The organism is Roseibium sp. ROS1 (assembly GCF_054658215.1).
This window is the reverse complement of sequence record NZ_BAAGIG010000001.1, coordinates 1,632,148-1,648,744: the sequence shown is the minus strand read 5'-3', so window position 1 is coordinate 1,648,744 and position 16,597 is coordinate 1,632,148. Positions and strand designations below refer to the sequence as shown.

Below are 16,597 nucleotides of genomic sequence, written 5' to 3'. Positions count from 1 at the left end.
CTGGGCGAAAAAACGGGCTGTTTTTCCTCAATGAAATTGCAAGAACTTTAGGTAAACTGTTCCAATGAAAGGGGCACGTTGGCAACCAGTTTGCACGACCTCGAAAAACGGCTAGCTTGGGCCGATCCTTTTTGATCCGGAGACCTTGTTCGCGTGACGGACAAACCGCAATCAGATGATGTCGAAACCGGCCATCCGCCGGCGCAGAAGCCGCCGAAAAAGCGCAATCGTATTCGCCGCTTTTTCCTGGCGATCGATGCCCTTATCGACACGGCCCTGTGGAAGAGCGGAACAGCTATCCGCCGGATATTCGAAGGCTATGACGCCTTCTTGCGGCGGTTCCGGGCCAAGGGAATTTGGCGCGTTCTTGCCGAACTTTCGTCTGACGGCCTGACTTACGGTCTTGCCGGTTTCATCGTGGTGCTGGCCTTCGCCCAGCCAGCCTTCGAGGCAACGCGCTATGCCGACTGGAAGACCACAGACGATTTCGCGGTGACCTTCCTGGATCGCTTCGGCAAGGAAATCGGCCGGCGCGGCATCGTTCTCAACGACAGCGTACCGCTTGAGGAAATTCCAGACTCCCTGATAAAGGCAACGCTCGCCACCGAAGATCGCCGTTTCTTCAGCCACTTCGGAATTGATTTTTTCGGCACCTTCCGGGCCATGGTCGAGAACGCACGCGCAGGCGGTGTCGTCCAGGGCGGTTCGACGCTCACCCAGCAGCTGGCCAAAAACCTCTTCCTGACCAACGAGCGCAGTCTCAGCCGCAAGATCAAGGAAGCCTATCTGGCGCTGTGGCTGGAAGCGAACCTTTCCAAGCAGGAAATCCTGAAGCTCTATCTCGACCGCGCCTACATGGGCGGCGGCGTCTTCGGGGTGACGGCAGCTTCCGAATTCTATTTCAACAAGAATGTGCGTGAGCTGACGCTTGCTGAAAGTGCCATGCTGGCAGGTCTCTACAAGGCACCGACCAAATACGCCCCACACATCAACCTGCCTGCAGCCCGCGCGCGTGCCAACGAAGTCCTGTCCAACATGGTACAGGCCAGTTTCCTGACCGAAGGCCAGGTGATCGGCGCACGCCGTAATCCGGCCCTGGCTGTCGACAGGTCTCAGGAACAGTTGCCGGAATACTTCCTCGACTGGGCGCTTGAAGAGGTCAAGAAACTTGCACGCCGGTATCCGGCACTCGCCCGCGACCGCATTGTGACCGTACGCACCACACTGGACCCGGCGCTGCAGCGCCAGGCGGATCTGGCCGTGGAAACCGTGCTTCGGGAAAACGGAAATTTGCGCGACGCTCGTGAAGCGGCGATGGTTTCGATGATCCCGGACGGAGCCGTCGTTGCCATGGTCGGTGGCAGTTCCTATGGCGAAAGCCAGTTCAATCGCGCCGTCAACGCGCTGCGCCAGCCAGGATCCTCGTTCAAGCCTTTCGTCTATATGACGGCTTTCATGAACGGCTACACCTCGGACAGCGTGGTCTCCGACCGTCCGGTCTGGATCGGTAACTGGTCGCCCAAGAACTATTCCAGAAGCTACCGGGGCGCTGTCACGCTGAAAACCGCGCTCACCAAGTCCATCAACACCATTCCGGTGATCCTTTCCCTGGATTTCGGCCGGCAAAAAATCATCGATACGGCGTATCGCATGGGCCTGACCCACGAACTGGAAAACTCCGTGTCGCTACCAATCGGCTCATCTGAAGTCTCCGTCATCGACATGGCGTCGGCCTATTCCGTTTTCGCCAATGGCGGAACCAAGGCAGCGGCCTATGCGGTTCTGGAGATCAAGAACAGCGCCGGCAAGGTTCTCTACCGGCGTGAACGCGACGAGCCGCCTGCAGTTCGTGTCCTGCCGGAGGAGAAAGTTCAGGAAATGAACGAGATCCTGGTCAATGTGGTTGAGGCCGGCACGGCCCGCCGGGCGCAGATTGACGGCGTGGTCGCAGCCGGAAAGACCGGAACCACCAACGCCTACCGTGACGCGTGGTTTGTCGGCTACACCGGCAACTTTGCCACGGCCGTCTGGTTCGGCAACGACGATTTTACCTCCACGCGGCGTGTCACCGGCGGCAGCCTTCCTGCCATGGCCTGGCAGAAATACAACGCCTTTGCCCACAATGGCATCGAGCTTGCCCGGATGCCCGGTGTCGATCCGGAAAGCCTGCCGCGACTGGCCCGAACCGCACCGGCAAGGCTGGCTACAGACACCAGCGACACTGCGCAGCCACGAGTCCTGAAACGGCGCACCCAGGATCTCCTCTTGCAGATCGGTCAGGATCTGCGCCTGCTGCTTGAACAAACGAGCGCCGATGCCGCCCCTGCTCAAGGGTCTGCCAACACCGATGTCGCGGCGGTGCAATGAGCGATACAGGATTCCGGCCCGCACATGGCGAGGCAGACTGGTATGACGAAAGGCTTCCACGTGCCATCCGCTCGCATCGGGGCAATCCTTTTCGCACGCTCGCCACGGTGACGCTTGTCGTCGTTCTGGCCTCCTTGCTCGGCATCAGCTCCGCCTATCTGATCATCGAGCGGGAACAACCGCTAAATGCGGTCACCATCGGCCCGTGGCACGCCTATCCGAAAGCCGGCACCTCCGAAGCCGATCCCTATTCCGTGGCGATCTACACAAGAGGCGCCGTCATTCCCCTGGCATCGGGCGAAGGGCTTGCTCTGGTCGCGCGCGAAGACAGCAACGGCCACCAGCTTGATCCGACATGTGAGTACCGTATCGCAGGCCAGACCCCGTCTGCACGGCTCTGGACCATGACCGCGGTCGATGGCCACGGCCACCTGGTCAAGACGATGTCCGGCCGGGTGAACCTAGCAAGTGACGCCTTGCTGCGAAACGCGGACGGCACATTCGAGATCGTCGCCGCCACCCGCCCCCACTCCGGCAACTGGCTGCCCCTGGCGAGCGATGCAAGGGCCGCCGACGGTCTACGCTTCGTGCTTAGGGTCTATGACGCTCCGGTCACGACCGGTGCAGCCCTTGACGGCGTCAGCATGCCCACCATCGACAGGTTGGGCTGCCCATGACCCTTTCTTCACGTTTTTCCCTGTCGGTTGGCCTGCTGGCCACACTGTGTCTTGCTGCCATCATTCACATCCTGGTGGTGCTGAGCATCCCCCAGAACGTTCTGCACAGTGCCTATGACAACATCGGCAACCACGGACCGGACCGGCAGTTCAATTTGCTGCCGGATGTCCACCCCGGCGAGGAAGCCCTGCCCGATCTCGATCCGGCCATGAAGCACGCTGCCTGCCGGTTTCAGCTCGCCGACGGGCCGGTTCTTTTCGATGCCAGCATTCCGGTACCCTTCTGGTCCATAGGACTGTTCAACGCGGCTGGAGAGGCCGTCTACAGTCTCAACAACCGCACCGCAGGTGCCGAGCGCCTGTCAATGCTGGTGCTGACCACGGAACAGCTGTCGATCCTGCGGGAGAACCCGCCGGAAAACCTGGAAGACCTCATCGTCATTGAAACGGAAGAGCCGCTAAGCGGTTTTGCGTTGTTGCGAGCCTATGTGCCCCACCCGACCCGGGCGGACAACGTCGACCGCGCTCTCAGGGCCGCAAGCTGCGGCTCCATTCGCTAAGCTACTTGCAATCATGAAAAACGGTCAGGCCGGGACGCTGTCACGCCCCGACGCCGCAACTGGTCACGATATCGGAGAAACCGCGTTCCGCAGGTGAGAAATATCGTTGTCGGGCATACCGGTTGCAAGCGTCTGTTGCTGACCGTAGCTGGAACTATTGCCGACCGGTGCAGCCTCATTGAGCGGTGACAGTGGACCGAGCGACTCGAACAGGTCTCCCAGAAGATCCTTGTGACGCTTCCACCGACCGATCGATGATCTGAACATCGGCTTCCGCACCTGGAGATTGGAGAACGTCGTCACGGGACTGTCGCCGTTATAGAACTCCAGGCATTGCTCTTCCCAGTCCATGCCTGTGCACGCCAGTAGCGCCTTGCTTTCCTTTTCCTGGTTATGAACCAGGTCTTCGTAGGAAAGCGTGTGGATGCGAACCGGCAGGACCTTTTCCCAATGTTTCATCAGACCGTCGTAGGCGACGAAATAGCTGCCCAGTGACTTCTGCGTCATGGCGTAGTTATGCGCGGGCGAAAGCGAATGCGACAGAAGCGAAACGCATGTGTCCGCAGGACAGCGAACGCAATGGATGAAAGCCGCTTTCGGAAACAGAAGGCTCATAAGCCAGAGCACTTCGAAATTATGCGGCATCTTGTCGGTGACACGGTCTGCCCGCCGATCGATTGCGCTCAGTTCCGCAAGGTACTGCCGTGCAAACTGCTTGAACTCACGCGGCCCGAGGCTCTTCAACCGGTTTTCCAGGGCAGCACTTGGCGCCCCCCGCAAACCCAGGTCCTGCTGCAGCAAGCGGAAATACGGAATTTCCGCACCGCTGGCGATGCGCGAATGCCGGCTCACGATCTGCTCGGCCAGGGTCGTGCCTGAACGCGGCATGCCGAAAATGAAAACCGGCCGCTCCGAGGGATCCTCAAATTCCGTCCGTTCGGCGAAAAATGCCTCGTTGAAAACTTCCTTCATGAACGCGATGCGCTCTTCATGGGCTTGCTGATCGAACGACTGGTAGCGCAACCGGCGAGCGGAGCGGTAGTGCTGGGCAGCGCGCGCGGTGTCTCCCAGGTCGTAGTGGATCTTGCCGGCCGCCCAATGCAGGTGAGCGTGCTCCGGAGCAGGCAGTGCGCTTGCCTGTTTCAACAGGTCATCGATCTTGGCAAGTTCCGCCGGTTCTTCCCTGTAGGTGCGTGCCATCGTCAGGCAGTGAAGGGCCGAGGGCAGTTCCTTGCCCAATGCGATGGCTTTTTCGAACCAGGCGACAGCCTCGTCGATCTGGCCGACAGTGATATCGAGCTGGCCCATGCCGACAAGGGCATAACCATTTTCCGGATCGATCGCCAATGCACGCTGAAAGCTCTGTCGTGCCAGCACCGGCTGACGCTTGAGCGTGTACAGGTCACCAAGATGGGCGTGGAAATCAGCGGCTTTGGGCGCAAGGGCCACAGCTTTTTTCAGCGATTTCAGCGCGCCGGCCAGATCGCCAGCGTTCATGAGGGCCAGACCGAGCAACTGATGCACCTGCGGATGCTTGCCGGCCTTGCGCTCAGCCTTCCTCAGCATCTCGATAGCAAGCCCCACGTCACCGTTCTGGTAAGCAGCAATGCCCAGCGAAAAATTTGCCTGCGGATTTTTGGGGTCGAGCTTCAGTATCTCCTCAAACATGCTGAGCGCGATTCCAATGCGTCCGGCATGTTGATGAGAGAGCGCTTCTTTGACGAGAAGCGTGATGTTCGGACTCATTCGACCACCTTCAGGTTCCCGGGAGTGACTACCCTGTAAACTAAACGGTTTAGTTCGACGCCTGAAGAACGGCAAGCCACAAAACCCCTTCAAAGACATCCTTTTGCCGGAAAAACGACCAAAATTAGGCTAAGAGCTTGTGATCACGTCTCTTTTTTCAGTGTTCACATTTTTTTGCATTGCAATAAAAAAAACTTATGCGCGCATGCCCTTAAGGCAAGTCAATTTGACAAAAAGTGAAGCAGATCAAGTAAAACGAGATTTTGGCTGTTGTGTTTTCGTAAAAAAATAACGCTGAGCGGTATCGTTTAAAAATTTTGAATACGCTTAGCTTACGAAATAAATTCTCATAGGTTTCTTGTAAAAGAACCCGTCCAGAAGTCTTCTCAAAGATGTTTTTTCAGACCTTGAACGATCGCGCCTCCAGCCTGTGGAAAAGCAGTTCCGCCTCTACAGCCGAAAATGTATCCGCGCATCAGTAGATCTGACGTGGGCAGAATATAGCACTCAATAAAATGTCAGAATTCAGGCCTGAAATTCGGAAGCGGGCTATTTCACGACCGGCGCGCGTTCAGTTCCCCACCCGGTATAGATCCGGGACCTGCGAACAGGCTTGTCGTCCCCATAACGCTTGTCCGGATCGCAACCGGCTTCGGCAATGCGAACCTGGCCTTCCAGTTCCCGAATGGCGTTATTGACCTTCCAGACGCGATCGCGGGTCGGCGTTTCGATCTCCAGTCCGTCAAGCGCCTTCTTGTAGGCGATGATCCGATACCGCAGTGCCTGACCGACCCATTTGATCATCACCCGGTTTTCCCAGACGCGCGCCTTCGCACCTTCATAGGTTTCCTCGGACTTCACCGGCTTGTTCTGCAGAACTCGCAGCCGCTCGTCATCCGCGGCCTTCACACGCAAGGCCACTTCGCAGAAAGGCATCACCAGCTCCGCATCGCCGGATGCGTCAGCGGCAATCTTGTCGTAGCGGGCATCGGAAGACTGGAACTTGTCTGAGCGCAGATAGATCAGATAGAGATCAGGCGGCACACGCCCCTCAACTTCCGGAAGAACGCGTGTTCGCGACAGCTCAACCATGGTCCCGCCGATCCAGTCCTTGGTCCATGGCGGACGGATCAGCGTCCAGCCGCGGTTGCGCATCAGCTTTTCGTCGTTCGTGTAGTTGAACTTGGAAACCGGATCACCGCGCAGGCGCGCTGCTTCGTCGCCCGCCGCCGGCATCACCCTGTCATGAATGACGGATGGCCTGGCACGATCAAAATCCCCTGTCGGGCGCGTACAGGCAGCAAGGCTGACGGCAATCAGCACGGCAGCGACGGCAATGGCGCCCTGCCCTGATCTGCGACCGCTCTCCGCGAGGGATGCGGTGGCGGATTGTTCCGCTTTGCCTTTGCCCATCGGGCGCTTCTCCAGGCCGCTAAAAAGAAACTTCTCCTGCGCGGCTGGAGAGGCTTGGACCGTCAGTCCTTGTCGGAGCCAGCAGGTCCGGCCGCTTTTCCGATGGTCGCGATTCGTGCGGCAAGATCAAGGTCATGGCGCTCGTACCGGACACCTGGGAAGAGGATAACTTCTCCAAAGGTCTCTCGGCTTGCCATACGGCGCTGATTGGAACGATAGCCCACACGTGCTGCGGGGCGTTGAGCTGATGTAAAGTCCAACAAGGTGCCCATCGTCTCCTCCTTCGGTTCCGATCTCCCCTGACGGCGTATTACCGGCGGGGAACGGTCAAACGGGCGACGCATTACTTCCTGCTCTTCATTAAGAAGCTGTCAGGGTTAACAGCATGCTAACGCTTTTCCTGCAATTTGAACGAAGCAAGTTCCTCCGGTGGTCCGGTCTTTCGTATTTTGTAGACGGGTGTCATGCGCCAAACTCAACATTTCAGTCAGCCTTTGCCGAATTCCGCTTCACCGGACAAATCCGCGTCCACAAAGGGCGAGGATCGTGGCGTCCTTCTGGCCGCAAGTGAGCTGTTTGCCGGACGCACTCGGCATGATGTTGAAGAAAAACGCATTTTTCTGGAGTTGGCGTCAAACTTCCTGCCTAAAACCTCACTGCCGGACAGGCGCCGGATCGCAAATCTGCTGGCTGCGCATCCGGAAATTCCCGACGACCTCCTGACGCAGCTCGCATCCGACGAAGACGAACTGACGGCCTATCCGGCCCTTCGTTACAGTCCGAGGCTTTCTGTGGATCTCCTTTTGAAGGTTGCGGAGGCAGGTCCGGATTCCCTCCGCAAAGCGGTCGCCAACCGGCCATCCTTGCGCGAATCGGTGATCACGACATTGTGCGAACACGCCGGAGCCCCTGTAATCCGTATCCTTCTCGACCGGGAAGACGTCACCCTGACACAAGCTCATCAGGCAAAACTCAGTTGTCGTAGTGACATCGTTGCCACTCTTGGTTTAGAATTGGCAGGTCAGGACGCATTAAACCCGGATGGACTTATGGGACAATTCCTGCATTTACCAGCTCCGCTCAAATCGAAAGCGATCGCCGCGGCGGAGATGACCAGCCTGGTCAAACAGGCACAAACCCCTGGTTCCGCAACCGACAGACGCACGGACACCGCGCGCCTCAAATTGCGGGACGCACTGGTGAGCGAAGCCCTTTTCCAGCAGCGGTCCCGTTTTGCGGATCTCCTGGGCCAGGGGCTCGGACTGCCGCAGACCACTTGCGATCTGCTGATGCATGACGATCAGGCCGAAGGTCTGACCGTTGCATTGAAAGCGCTTGGTATGTCGGCATCCGAAGTCACGACCGTGATGATCCGCATGCTGGGTGAAAACCTGTCACTGGAAAGACTGCGCGGCCTGCTGCGCCTCCATCGCACGCTCAGCCAGGGCGCTGCCGAGGTGCTGGTCGGACAGTGGATCCTGCATGACCAGGTCACTCAGCCCGTATCTGCACAGCTTGACTCGCAATATCAGGAAGGTTCGCGCCGCGATGCGGCGACAACGGACGGACAGAAGTTTGGTTTCGTTCAAGCCGAAACCACTCGCAAGTCGAACCGTTCCTGAGAATACCCGCTCAAGCACTGTGTTGCGGGAGGGCTGAACGCCCATATTTAAATCTGTACTAAAAGCGGTAGAGGTTTGTGTCGGGCTTCGGCTCATCCTGCACCAATGGCAGGTCAATCCTGCCGTCGCGTGCTTCGATGTCCACCAGCCAATAGTCCGGATCCATTCGCGCTTCGCTTACCAGCCGCGCGTCTATCGTTTCCCTGTCCACCCGTTCGAAGACACTTTCGAACAAGCGCCCCTGCGGCAGACTGCTGAACATGGCTTGCGGCGCCGGGCCATAGAAGTCGAAGCTACCGTCAAGACGGTCCACACAGATAAAGACCGCACCGGCTTCGGGCGCCCCTTTCCTGGAAACAGCTGCAAAGCCGCCCTCGCCGAATACGCGCCGGACCAGTGCACTGACGAAAAACTCAGATGTAACCCGCATGCTGACCGCCTCTGCCGAACCCGCCGGCACTCCCGAAGATGGAGAAGGAAGGCCCTGCTCTACGACAGTTGCGCTCACGCGGCAACTTGCCGTCCGGCAATCTAGCCGGACAGCGACCGGCCACTGACCATTTCCAGGCGCTCGATGACCTTGGTGCCGGGTTCCCCCGTCAACGGCAGGCCCCTGTCAAATTCAAACCGCCTGATGGCAGCGGTGGTATTGGCTCCCATCACGCCGTCCGCCTTCAGCGGACCGTAGCCGAGTTCGGACAATGCCTGTTGGATCTTCATCAACTTCGGATCGGACTCTACACCGGCATCGGCACTGTCGTCGGCACCGGCATCAAGAACTTCAGCGCTGTCTTGTCTTGTCGTACCCGAGAACCCGGGCTTCGGACGAGGCACGGGACCATTCACGGACGTTACGGGGCTTTCTCCCTGCATCAACACCAGAGCAAGCAGCGCTTCCGTTGCCTCTCCGGTCTCGATCTGTCCGGCGTGACGTTCAAAACCACGGATGGCACGCTCGGTCGCCGGGCCGTTCAGTCCGTCCAGAGGGCCTTCGTACAGGCCGATCTTGCGCAGGGAAATCTGCAGGTCGAGCACAAGGGTGGAGATCTCCTGCACCTGAAGCCCGGGACTTCTGCCATCCGGTTCCGGCAGCTGCATGGTATCCGGTCGATCTCGTGTCGTGAACAGCGGCGCCGGATGCCGGCCAGGCTGCAGGCCGACCGCATTGGCCACGATCAGGCATGCCGTCAGCCCCATCACCACAGTACCACCCGCTGCGACTGGATTGTCGAGCGCCATATGACCGGCCTTCGCCATCAGGGATTCCGACGACTTTGCTTGCTGCGCCTTGGTCTGCTTTGTCGTTTTCTTTGCTCTTGCCATTGCGCCTATGCCGATCTTGCCAATTGCTCGACACGGAGCACCTCGCCGGTCCTACCGGCGCACTGCTGCGCTTGCGTCCGAAGCGGCAGGGTCACAGTCACGCTTTCCCCCTGTCCCAGAATGGTCTGAACAGTCAGGCTGCCGCCCATGCGCTCCAGAAGGGCCCTGGAAACGCCCAGCACGGTTGCCGCGGCCTCGGCGCTCCAGCAAAGGCTGGACTGGCGGTTCTTCACCGAAAACACATAGTTAGTGTAGCCTGTACCGAGATCGACACCAACGCTCACCACGGCGCCAGCCTCGGAAGTTTCCACCATATCCACCAGCAGGAAACACAGTGCCTGCCGCAGCAATTTTCTGTCGGCAGCAACCAGCGGACTGTCCTGGCCGGGCTCCATTTCCAGAGCAACACCGCGACGCAAGGCCACCCTTGCGACCATGTCCATGCATTGAACGAGACAGGCTTCGACATCAACACCGGTAATCTCCGGTTCGCCGGGAGATCTGTCGGCCGGAACCAGATCCAGAGCCGCAGTGAGCGAGGCCAGGCCCCGTTCACCATTTTGCCGCAGGGACTGCACCGCCAATTTGAGCACAGGATCGGAGGTATCACGCCCCAGGCGCTCAAGACGTTCGGATTGCGCCAGAATGTCCGACAGCGCCTGCGAAGCCTCAACGCCCGCCGTTTCAAGCATGTCCCGCGAAATTCGGTCCGCGCGTGCGCTTCCGTCTGTGGCGGATCCCGCGGTCTTGCCTGCCGAGGGCTCGATGGGTTCAAGAGGACGAAGCGTTAGCAGAAGTGCCACACCGTGTTCAGAAGACGGGCTGCTCTGCCGGCTGGCGCGCAGCTGCACTTCCAGACGCCGGTAGTCGGCCTGCCCTGCTTCACCCGGACGATTTGCGCCAACCCTCAAACGTGCCTCGAAGGTTCTTGTGGCGCCACTCAAACGGGCTTCGGAAAGACAGGTCAGATAAAGCGGCCGGTCCGCAACGTGAAGGCGCGGAAACAGCCAGTCCTCCCCGCTTTCCACCGGCAGGTGCCCGAGCACATCCTTCACCGGGCCGCCAATGACCTTGAGGCCACCGTCAGACCCGAGTTCACAATAGATGTCGGAGACACTCTGACTGATCTGGAGGCGTCTTTCCTCCGTTGCCCTCACAACTTTTTGCGCAAGAGACCGGTCAAGCGCGATGCGGAGCGACAGCAAACCGACATAAAGCAGAGCCGCCAGCGTCGCAAACGGCGTCGCCAGCCCTGGAAATCCGGAAGCCGAAGGGACAGGCAGCGGAACAAACATCAGGGCAAGGACCAGGGCACCGCAAAGCCCCGTCACGGCGAGTGCCGTCCGCCGGCTTGCTGCGAGCGCAGCCTCCATCGGCGGCACCAGCAACCAAGCCAGCGCAAAGGACAGCGCACCGCCGGTAACCGCGCAGACGCCGGCAACAAACACCGCGAACAGGGAAGCAGAAAGACCGGCAGCCTTGGACAGCGCCCCCGACTGGGACAGATAAAGCGCCAGAGGCCATTGGCTCAGCATCCAGGCGAGCGCGAGAAGAGTGGCTGCCTGAGGCGGCCCGGCCAGCGCCAGATGCAGTGGCAGTACCACCAGAGCCGCAGCGCCGCTGACGAAACAGCTGAGCAGAAACGAACGATGCAACGGTGCAAGAAAAGGATCGGAAGCAGCTTCGGGATGAATCATTCCATCCACGCGAGCCACCCAATGCCCCCAGATATTTTGCATGTTTTTCAGAAGGTTACGCAATCTACTCTACCACACAACAATCGCGGAAACATCCGCTCGCACCTTTTGTACGGCCATTGTCGGTTGCAGCACTTAAGGAACGATAAAGGATGAATCCAAATTGCGTTTTTTTCCGAAAAACCCATTGGCCTCAATATCTTGACCGGAATTAGCTAAAATTTGAATCAATATTTCAGAAAATACGATTTAAATACCTGATTTATTTTATGAAAATTGGCTTTTCCCGCTCAACCGGGGATTCTCATGTCGCTGGTAATGTGCCCCCATAACAAGCGTGCCAACGGCACAAAGGCACGCAAGACAGAACAGACTATGGGTAGCGACATGTTCTTTCTCTTGAGGACGGCCTTTTGGCTCACCTTGGTGCTCGTCCTGATTCCCCTCGGGTCAGATCAGGAAGACACTTCGACGGAAAACATCGATCCGGTGTCGGCCTTCCTGGCGGCACAGGCAACGATGTCGGACATCGGCGGCTTTTGCGGACGCAATCCGCAGGCCTGCGAAACGGGAGGCGATGCACTGACGGCAATCGGCAGCCGCGCACGCGACGGCGCTCGGATTGTCTATGAGTTTCTCGACACGCAGATTGCCGAGAAATCGGGAAGCGAACAGCTGGTGACCGGCTCGACGCCCGTATCGAGTGCTGGCACGACGTCCGGCCAATCTTCAGGCCAGGAACCCCAGGTTTTCGCCGGCACACCATCTTGGCAGCCGGTCTTTGATAACGTCTCTTCCAAAGAGGCAGTGCTTGGGCCGGTGCCACGGCCCAAACCACGCTCAGGCCAAAAGACCTGAGCACACTGGTCGTTCAAGATCCTACGACCTCCTGGATCTGAAAACGGCCGATTGCGCCCCCGCTGGAGCGCTGCTGCACGGCAGCAACGCAAAGACGGCTTCACTTCAGCGGATTGTTCCGCTGCGCCGCAGATGGAAAGCTGCCCATTTCATCTGCGGCGTATCTTTATTCTCCCCCCTCTCTCGCACCTGCCGGCATTTGCACTTTGCCGCTCACGAGTTATATGAAGGCGGACAAGACCTTCAAAGACCGGTGCCATGACCACAACCTTGAGCGAAATCCTTGAGACGTTTGATTTTCTCGACGACTGGGAAGATCGCTACAAATACCTCATCGACCTTGGCAAGGAGATGCCTGATCTTGCCGACGCCGAAAAGACCGATGCCAACAAGGTGCGCGGTTGTGTGTCGCAGGTCTGGCTGATCACCTCCATCGACAAGACGGGCGACGGCACACCTGTGCTCAGCTTCCGGGGTGACAGCGATGCGCTTATCGTGCAAGGGCTCGTAGCCATCGTCACCTCTTTGTTCAGCGGCAAGACCGCGCAGGACATTCTTGACACCGACGTCGAAGGTATTTTTGCCAAACTGGGTCTGCAGGAGCACCTGACGCCGCAGCGCTCCAACGGTCTCAAATCGATGGTCGGACGCATCCGCAGCGACGCGCAAGGAGCTCTGGCAGCAGCCTGAGAGCCCTTCAATTTGATCACTCTGCTCTTTCGGCAAGTGCTTCAGTTGCGCTCACACCGAGCGTCATCCGCAATTAACTGAAGATCTCCATCACAAAACAAAAAAAGAGCTGCCCATGGGCAGCTCTTTTGTACTTCGATCTGGGCCGAAGGATTTACTTGGAGCGCTTGCGCTGCTGGCCGAGGCCCATCTTCTTGGCCAGTTCCGAACGGGCAGCCGCATAGTTCGGTGCAACCATCGGGTAATCGGCACCCAGGTCCCACTTCTCGCGGTACTCTTCCGGGGTCATGTTGTAGTGCGTGCGCAGGTGGCGCTTCAGCGACTTGAACTTCTTGCCGTCTTCCAGGCAGATGATGTAGTCCGGCATGACCGACTTCTTCACCGGCACAGCAGGCTTCAGCGGCTCCGGCTCCGGCTCGGTGGAAGTGCTGGCAGTTCTCTGCAGCGCGCCGTAAACTTCGTTGATCAGGCCTGGCAGATCTGTTGACGCAACGGTGTTGTTGCTCACATAGGCTGAGACGATGTCTGCCGTAAGATCAATCAGATTCGCATCCACCGGACTGTCAGTCATATTTCACCCGTTCTCTACTGATTTCAAAATTAGCTTTGTGGTTTACCTGCAAAAAATGTCTGCCGAAAGCGGAACTAGAAATTCAGTTACTTGCGGGCCCAGAAATCAAAAACGATTCTACTTTGCAGGCAATCGTCACAGCCTTATATCGCCGCTTTCGTTGAACGACAACCCCGTAATTCAAATAAAAATCGATCAGAAGCAATAAAAATCAAATTGTACAAATATTGGCTATACCTAACGCACCTATTTCGACAATGAACCGATAGTATTGTCAGGAAATCTGTCTTTCAGGACCATTGCCGCACACCATGCCTCAGCTTTTCGGCCGGACAGTTTTTGCAAGGGCATCTTCCTTGGTATCGGCACAGGGACGGTAGCCGGCTGCGTATGCAGCTTTTGCCAACAAATGAGCCGAAATTGGGGCGGTGAGCAGGAAGAATACGACTCCGGCGATTGCCCGTGTGACAACGGCCAGATCGCCAGCATGAACTGCCAGCGCAAGCAACATCACTCCCGACCCCAGAGTACCCGCCTTGGAGGCCGCATGCATTCGCATGTAAACATCTTTCAGACGGATGATACCGATCGATGCGACCAGTGCGAAGGAAGCACCGACGACCAGCATGATACCGGTGATGATTTCAACGGCAGCATTCATTGTCCCGCCTCCCTGCGCTTAATGCTCTCTTCGACTTCGTCCATGATCGTCTTGTCGCCGGCAAGGCCGCGGTTCAGGACGAAGCGTGCGAAAGCGACGGTTGCCAGGAAGCCGACGAGGCCGAGCGTAATCGCAATGTCGATGTAAAGATAAAAGCCGGTGGAAACGCCGATGGCCGCGATAAAGCCGATCCCCACCGCGACCAGCATGTCCAGGGCGACAACACGGTCCGGAAGGCTCGGTCCCTTGACCGTCCGCACGACGATGATGATGAAGGAAATCGTCAGCAGAGCCAGCGCGATCTTGACGCTGATTTCCAGGAAACCGGAAGAAAAGGTCTCAAACGGAGTCATCTGAACACCTCCAGGATCTTGCGTTCAAAACCGTTCTTGATGTCGTCGATCGTGGCTTGCGGGTCAGGCACGTCGATACAGTGCACATAAAGCGTCTTCCGGTCGTCGGAGACATCAACGGACAATGTGCCCGGCGTCAGGGTGATCAGATTGGCCAGCATCGTGATTTCGAAGTCCCTGTCCACTGTCAGCGGAAACGCGATGATGCCCGGCTGCAATTTGATCTTCGGCTTGAGCACGATGATCGCAACCCGCCAGGCCGACAGCACCAGTTCATAGACGAAGAGCACAGCCAGACCGAAGCCCTTGGAGACCCGCTGGAAATAGGCGGCAGTACCAACCTGTTCCCGGATCAGGTAAAGCGCGCCGAAACTGAGCACGAAACCGAAGGCCAGATTGACTTCAGAGAAGCTGCCCGTGACAGCTCCCCAAGCCAGCATCAGAAGAATGTTGATGAGAAAGAGACTGGTCATCCCTGGCCCCCAAAGACTGAACGCAGGTAGCCGAGCGGTTCAACAATGCCGCTTGCCCCTCGCGTTGAAAGCTCCAGCATCCATTCCGGCTGCAGGCCGAAATAGACAACAAGCGCAGTTAGGATGCCGAGTGGCAACCAGACTGCGGCTCCAGAAAGTTGCGCGCCGCCCTCGCCCGTCACGGCAACGGCCTGCCCGTCAGTAGTGCCTTCAGGTCCACCGCGCCAGAAGGCGAAGATCCAGACCCGGCCCATCGCCATGGTTGTCAGGAACCCGCTGACAAGAATGGCAGCACCCAGCCAGGTCCGGCCGTCTGCGAATGCCGCATCCACAAGAATGACCTTGGGCCAGAAACCGGAGAATGGTGGCAGACCCGAAACGGCAAAACCAAGTACCAGGAACACGGCTGCGAACACCGCACTCTTTTGATAGAGCCCACCCAGCTGCCTCAGGTCGTAGGAACCGCCCATCATGTTCATGATGCCCGCTGCCATATAAAGTGCCGTCATGACGATGATCGAATGGACCGCGTAGAAAATGGCACCCGAGACTGCCAGCGTCGAACCAACGGCAACACCGGCGAGCATCGACCCGATGCCGGCAATGACCACATAGCCGAGCAGCCGCCGCACTTCACTTTGCGCCAGAGCTCCGATCGCCCCTGTCAGCAGGGTGGCGATGGCAACCAGCGCGATCACATCGGCCATATAGCCGCGGGAGGCCGGCAGGATCAGAACAAAGATGCGGATCAGCGCATAAACGCCAACCTTGGTCAGAAGGCCTGCAAAGACCGCCGACACCACCACGTTGGGCGTGTGGTAGGACGCAGGTAGCCAGAAATTGACCGGGAACGCGGCCGCTTTCATGGCAAAGGCGAGGAAATAGAGCGCGGCAACCGTTGCCAGTGTGCCGGAAGCCGGATTTTCCAGGGCGGCAACCTTCATGGCAAGGTCTGCCATGTTGAGCGTGCCGAAAATTCCGTAAAGCAGACCTGTCGCGATCAGGAAAAGGTTCGTGCCGATCAGGTTCAGGACACCGTATTTGACCGCGCCGTCAAGCTGGATCCTGTCGTTACCGAGGACCAGAAGCCCGTAGGACGAAATCAGCAGAACTTCGAACCAGACATAGAGGTTGAACACATCCCCGGTCAGGAACGCGCCGCAAACACCTGTCATCAGCAGAAGCAGGAATGGATAAAACCCATATCTGCGTCCTGTGCTGTCAACGGTGGCTGCGCCGAAAACACCCGCACAGAAGGCCACGATTGAGCCGATCAGTGACAGCGTGACACCAAGCGTATCCACTGTGAAGGCAATGCCGAACGGCGGCAGCCAGCTGCCCATCACCATGGTAATGACACCATGATCGAGCACCCGGATCAGCAGTGCAAGGTTGGCCAGCACCAGCAGTGCCAGGAAACCTATGCCGACTTTCGGCTGCAGATCGGTGTTCTTGCGCAGCATCAGGCACAGCGCACCGCCCAGGATTGTGATCAGCGAAGGCGCGACCACCAGCCAGTCACCCGCCGCAACGGGCGTAGTGACCATGGCCTGGGAAAGATCGACGGAAACGGAAGAACCGGCCAT

17 protein-coding genes are annotated in these 16,597 nt (G+C 58.2%); 6 read left to right on the top strand and 11 right to left on the bottom strand.

Annotated features, from left to right (window positions below; genetic code table 11):
- Positions 1–153 precede the first annotated feature (153 nt).
- The 3 genes from ACYQ6M_RS07530 to ACYQ6M_RS07520 are packed head-to-tail and all read left to right on the top strand — an operon-like array spanning position 154 to position 3,604.
- Positions 154–2,367 (top strand): transglycosylase domain-containing protein, encoded by a 2,214-nt coding sequence (locus tag ACYQ6M_RS07530; protein WP_460073022.1) that lies wholly within the window; start codon positions 154–156, stop codon positions 2,365–2,367.
- A complete protein-coding gene (locus ACYQ6M_RS07525; RefSeq protein WP_023001022.1) occupies positions 2,364–3,044 on the top strand; it encodes a DUF1214 domain-containing protein in 681 nt (226 codons plus the stop codon). Before ACYQ6M_RS07530 ends, ACYQ6M_RS07525 begins: the two co-directional genes overlap by 4 nt.
- Positions 3,041–3,604, top strand: coding sequence for a DUF1254 domain-containing protein (locus ACYQ6M_RS07520; protein ID WP_460073020.1), 564 nt, complete (start codon positions 3,041–3,043; stop codon positions 3,602–3,604). Before ACYQ6M_RS07525 ends, ACYQ6M_RS07520 begins: the two co-directional genes overlap by 4 nt.
- Positions 3,605–3,667: 63 nt before the next feature.
- On the opposite strand, the gene ACYQ6M_RS07515 is transcribed toward ACYQ6M_RS07520, so the two are convergent.
- The 3 genes from ACYQ6M_RS07515 to ACYQ6M_RS07505 form a co-directional block, all read right to left on the bottom strand.
- Positions 3,668–5,350 (bottom strand): tetratricopeptide repeat-containing sulfotransferase family protein, encoded by a 1,683-nt coding sequence (locus ACYQ6M_RS07515; RefSeq protein WP_167579592.1) that lies wholly within the window; start codon positions 5,348–5,350, stop codon positions 3,668–3,670.
- Positions 5,351–5,899: 549 nt separating this feature from the next.
- Complete coding sequence (locus ACYQ6M_RS07510; protein WP_055654906.1) at positions 5,900–6,763, bottom strand: hypothetical protein; 864 nt, start codon at positions 6,761–6,763, stop codon at positions 5,900–5,902.
- Between the two features lie 62 nt (positions 6,764–6,825).
- Positions 6,826–7,035, bottom strand: a complete 210-nt coding sequence (locus tag ACYQ6M_RS07505) for a hypothetical protein (RefSeq protein WP_031269292.1) — start codon at positions 7,033–7,035, stop codon at positions 6,826–6,828.
- A gap of 192 nt (positions 7,036–7,227) precedes the next feature.
- On the opposite strand from ACYQ6M_RS07505, the gene ACYQ6M_RS07500 reads away from it, so the two are divergent.
- Entirely contained in the window at positions 7,228–8,385 is a 1,158-nt protein-coding gene (locus tag ACYQ6M_RS07500) for a DUF2336 domain-containing protein (RefSeq protein ID WP_460073017.1), read from the top strand.
- A 58-nt stretch (positions 8,386–8,443) separates the two neighbouring features.
- On the opposite strand, the gene ACYQ6M_RS07495 is transcribed toward ACYQ6M_RS07500, so the two are convergent.
- The 3 genes from ACYQ6M_RS07495 to ACYQ6M_RS07485 all read right to left on the bottom strand — a co-directional run bounded on the left by ACYQ6M_RS07495 (position 8,444) and on the right by ACYQ6M_RS07485 (position 11,414).
- Positions 8,444–8,815 (bottom strand): DUF1491 family protein, encoded by a 372-nt coding sequence (locus ACYQ6M_RS07495; RefSeq protein ID WP_460073015.1) that lies wholly within the window; start codon positions 8,813–8,815, stop codon positions 8,444–8,446.
- 101 nt (positions 8,816–8,916) lie between these two features.
- Positions 8,917–9,642 carry a peptidoglycan-binding domain-containing protein gene (locus ACYQ6M_RS07490; RefSeq protein WP_209009245.1) on the bottom strand — a complete coding sequence of 242 codons (726 nt, stop codon included), beginning with the start codon at positions 9,640–9,642 and terminating at the stop codon, positions 8,917–8,919.
- 71 nt (positions 9,643–9,713) lie between these two features.
- A complete protein-coding gene (locus tag ACYQ6M_RS07485) occupies positions 9,714–11,414 on the bottom strand; it encodes a hypothetical protein (RefSeq protein ID WP_460073013.1) in 1,701 nt (566 codons plus the stop codon).
- 297 nt (positions 11,415–11,711) lie between these two features.
- Here ACYQ6M_RS07485 and ACYQ6M_RS07480 point away from each other — a divergent pair, with 297 nt between their 5' ends.
- Together ACYQ6M_RS07480 and ACYQ6M_RS07475 are read left to right on the top strand one after the other, a co-directional pair.
- Positions 11,712–12,263: a DUF5330 domain-containing protein gene (locus ACYQ6M_RS07480; protein ID WP_460073011.1), complete on the top strand. Its 552-nt coding sequence runs from the start codon at positions 11,712–11,714 to the stop codon at positions 12,261–12,263.
- A gap of 258 nt (positions 12,264–12,521) precedes the next feature.
- Positions 12,522–12,953 carry a SufE family protein gene (locus tag ACYQ6M_RS07475; RefSeq protein WP_023001012.1) on the top strand — a complete coding sequence of 144 codons (432 nt, stop codon included), beginning with the start codon at positions 12,522–12,524 and terminating at the stop codon, positions 12,951–12,953.
- A gap of 154 nt (positions 12,954–13,107) precedes the next feature.
- Here ACYQ6M_RS07475 and ACYQ6M_RS07470 read toward each other — a convergent pair whose 3' ends face one another.
- The 5 genes from ACYQ6M_RS07470 to ACYQ6M_RS07450 form a co-directional block, all read right to left on the bottom strand.
- Complete coding sequence (locus tag ACYQ6M_RS07470; RefSeq protein WP_006939826.1) at positions 13,108–13,524, bottom strand: Ros/MucR family transcriptional regulator; 417 nt, start codon at positions 13,522–13,524, stop codon at positions 13,108–13,110.
- 316 nt (positions 13,525–13,840) lie between these two features.
- The gene (gene mnhG, locus ACYQ6M_RS07465; protein ID WP_023001011.1) at positions 13,841–14,185 is read right to left on the bottom strand and encodes a monovalent cation/H(+) antiporter subunit G; all 345 of its coding nucleotides are present in this window, start codon (positions 14,183–14,185) and stop codon (positions 13,841–13,843) included.
- Entirely contained in the window at positions 14,182–14,538 is a 357-nt protein-coding gene (locus tag ACYQ6M_RS07460; protein WP_023001010.1) for a cation:proton antiporter, read from the bottom strand. Before ACYQ6M_RS07460 ends, mnhG begins: the two co-directional genes overlap by 4 nt.
- Positions 14,535–15,011 carry a Na+/H+ antiporter subunit E gene (locus ACYQ6M_RS07455; protein WP_023001009.1) on the bottom strand — a complete coding sequence of 159 codons (477 nt, stop codon included), beginning with the start codon at positions 15,009–15,011 and terminating at the stop codon, positions 14,535–14,537. The genes ACYQ6M_RS07460 and ACYQ6M_RS07455 overlap by 4 nt, the downstream gene beginning before the upstream one ends.
- Positions 15,008–16,597, bottom strand: a complete 1,590-nt coding sequence (locus ACYQ6M_RS07450) for a Na+/H+ antiporter subunit D (protein ID WP_023001008.1) — start codon at positions 16,595–16,597, stop codon at positions 15,008–15,010. The genes ACYQ6M_RS07455 and ACYQ6M_RS07450 overlap by 4 nt, the downstream gene beginning before the upstream one ends.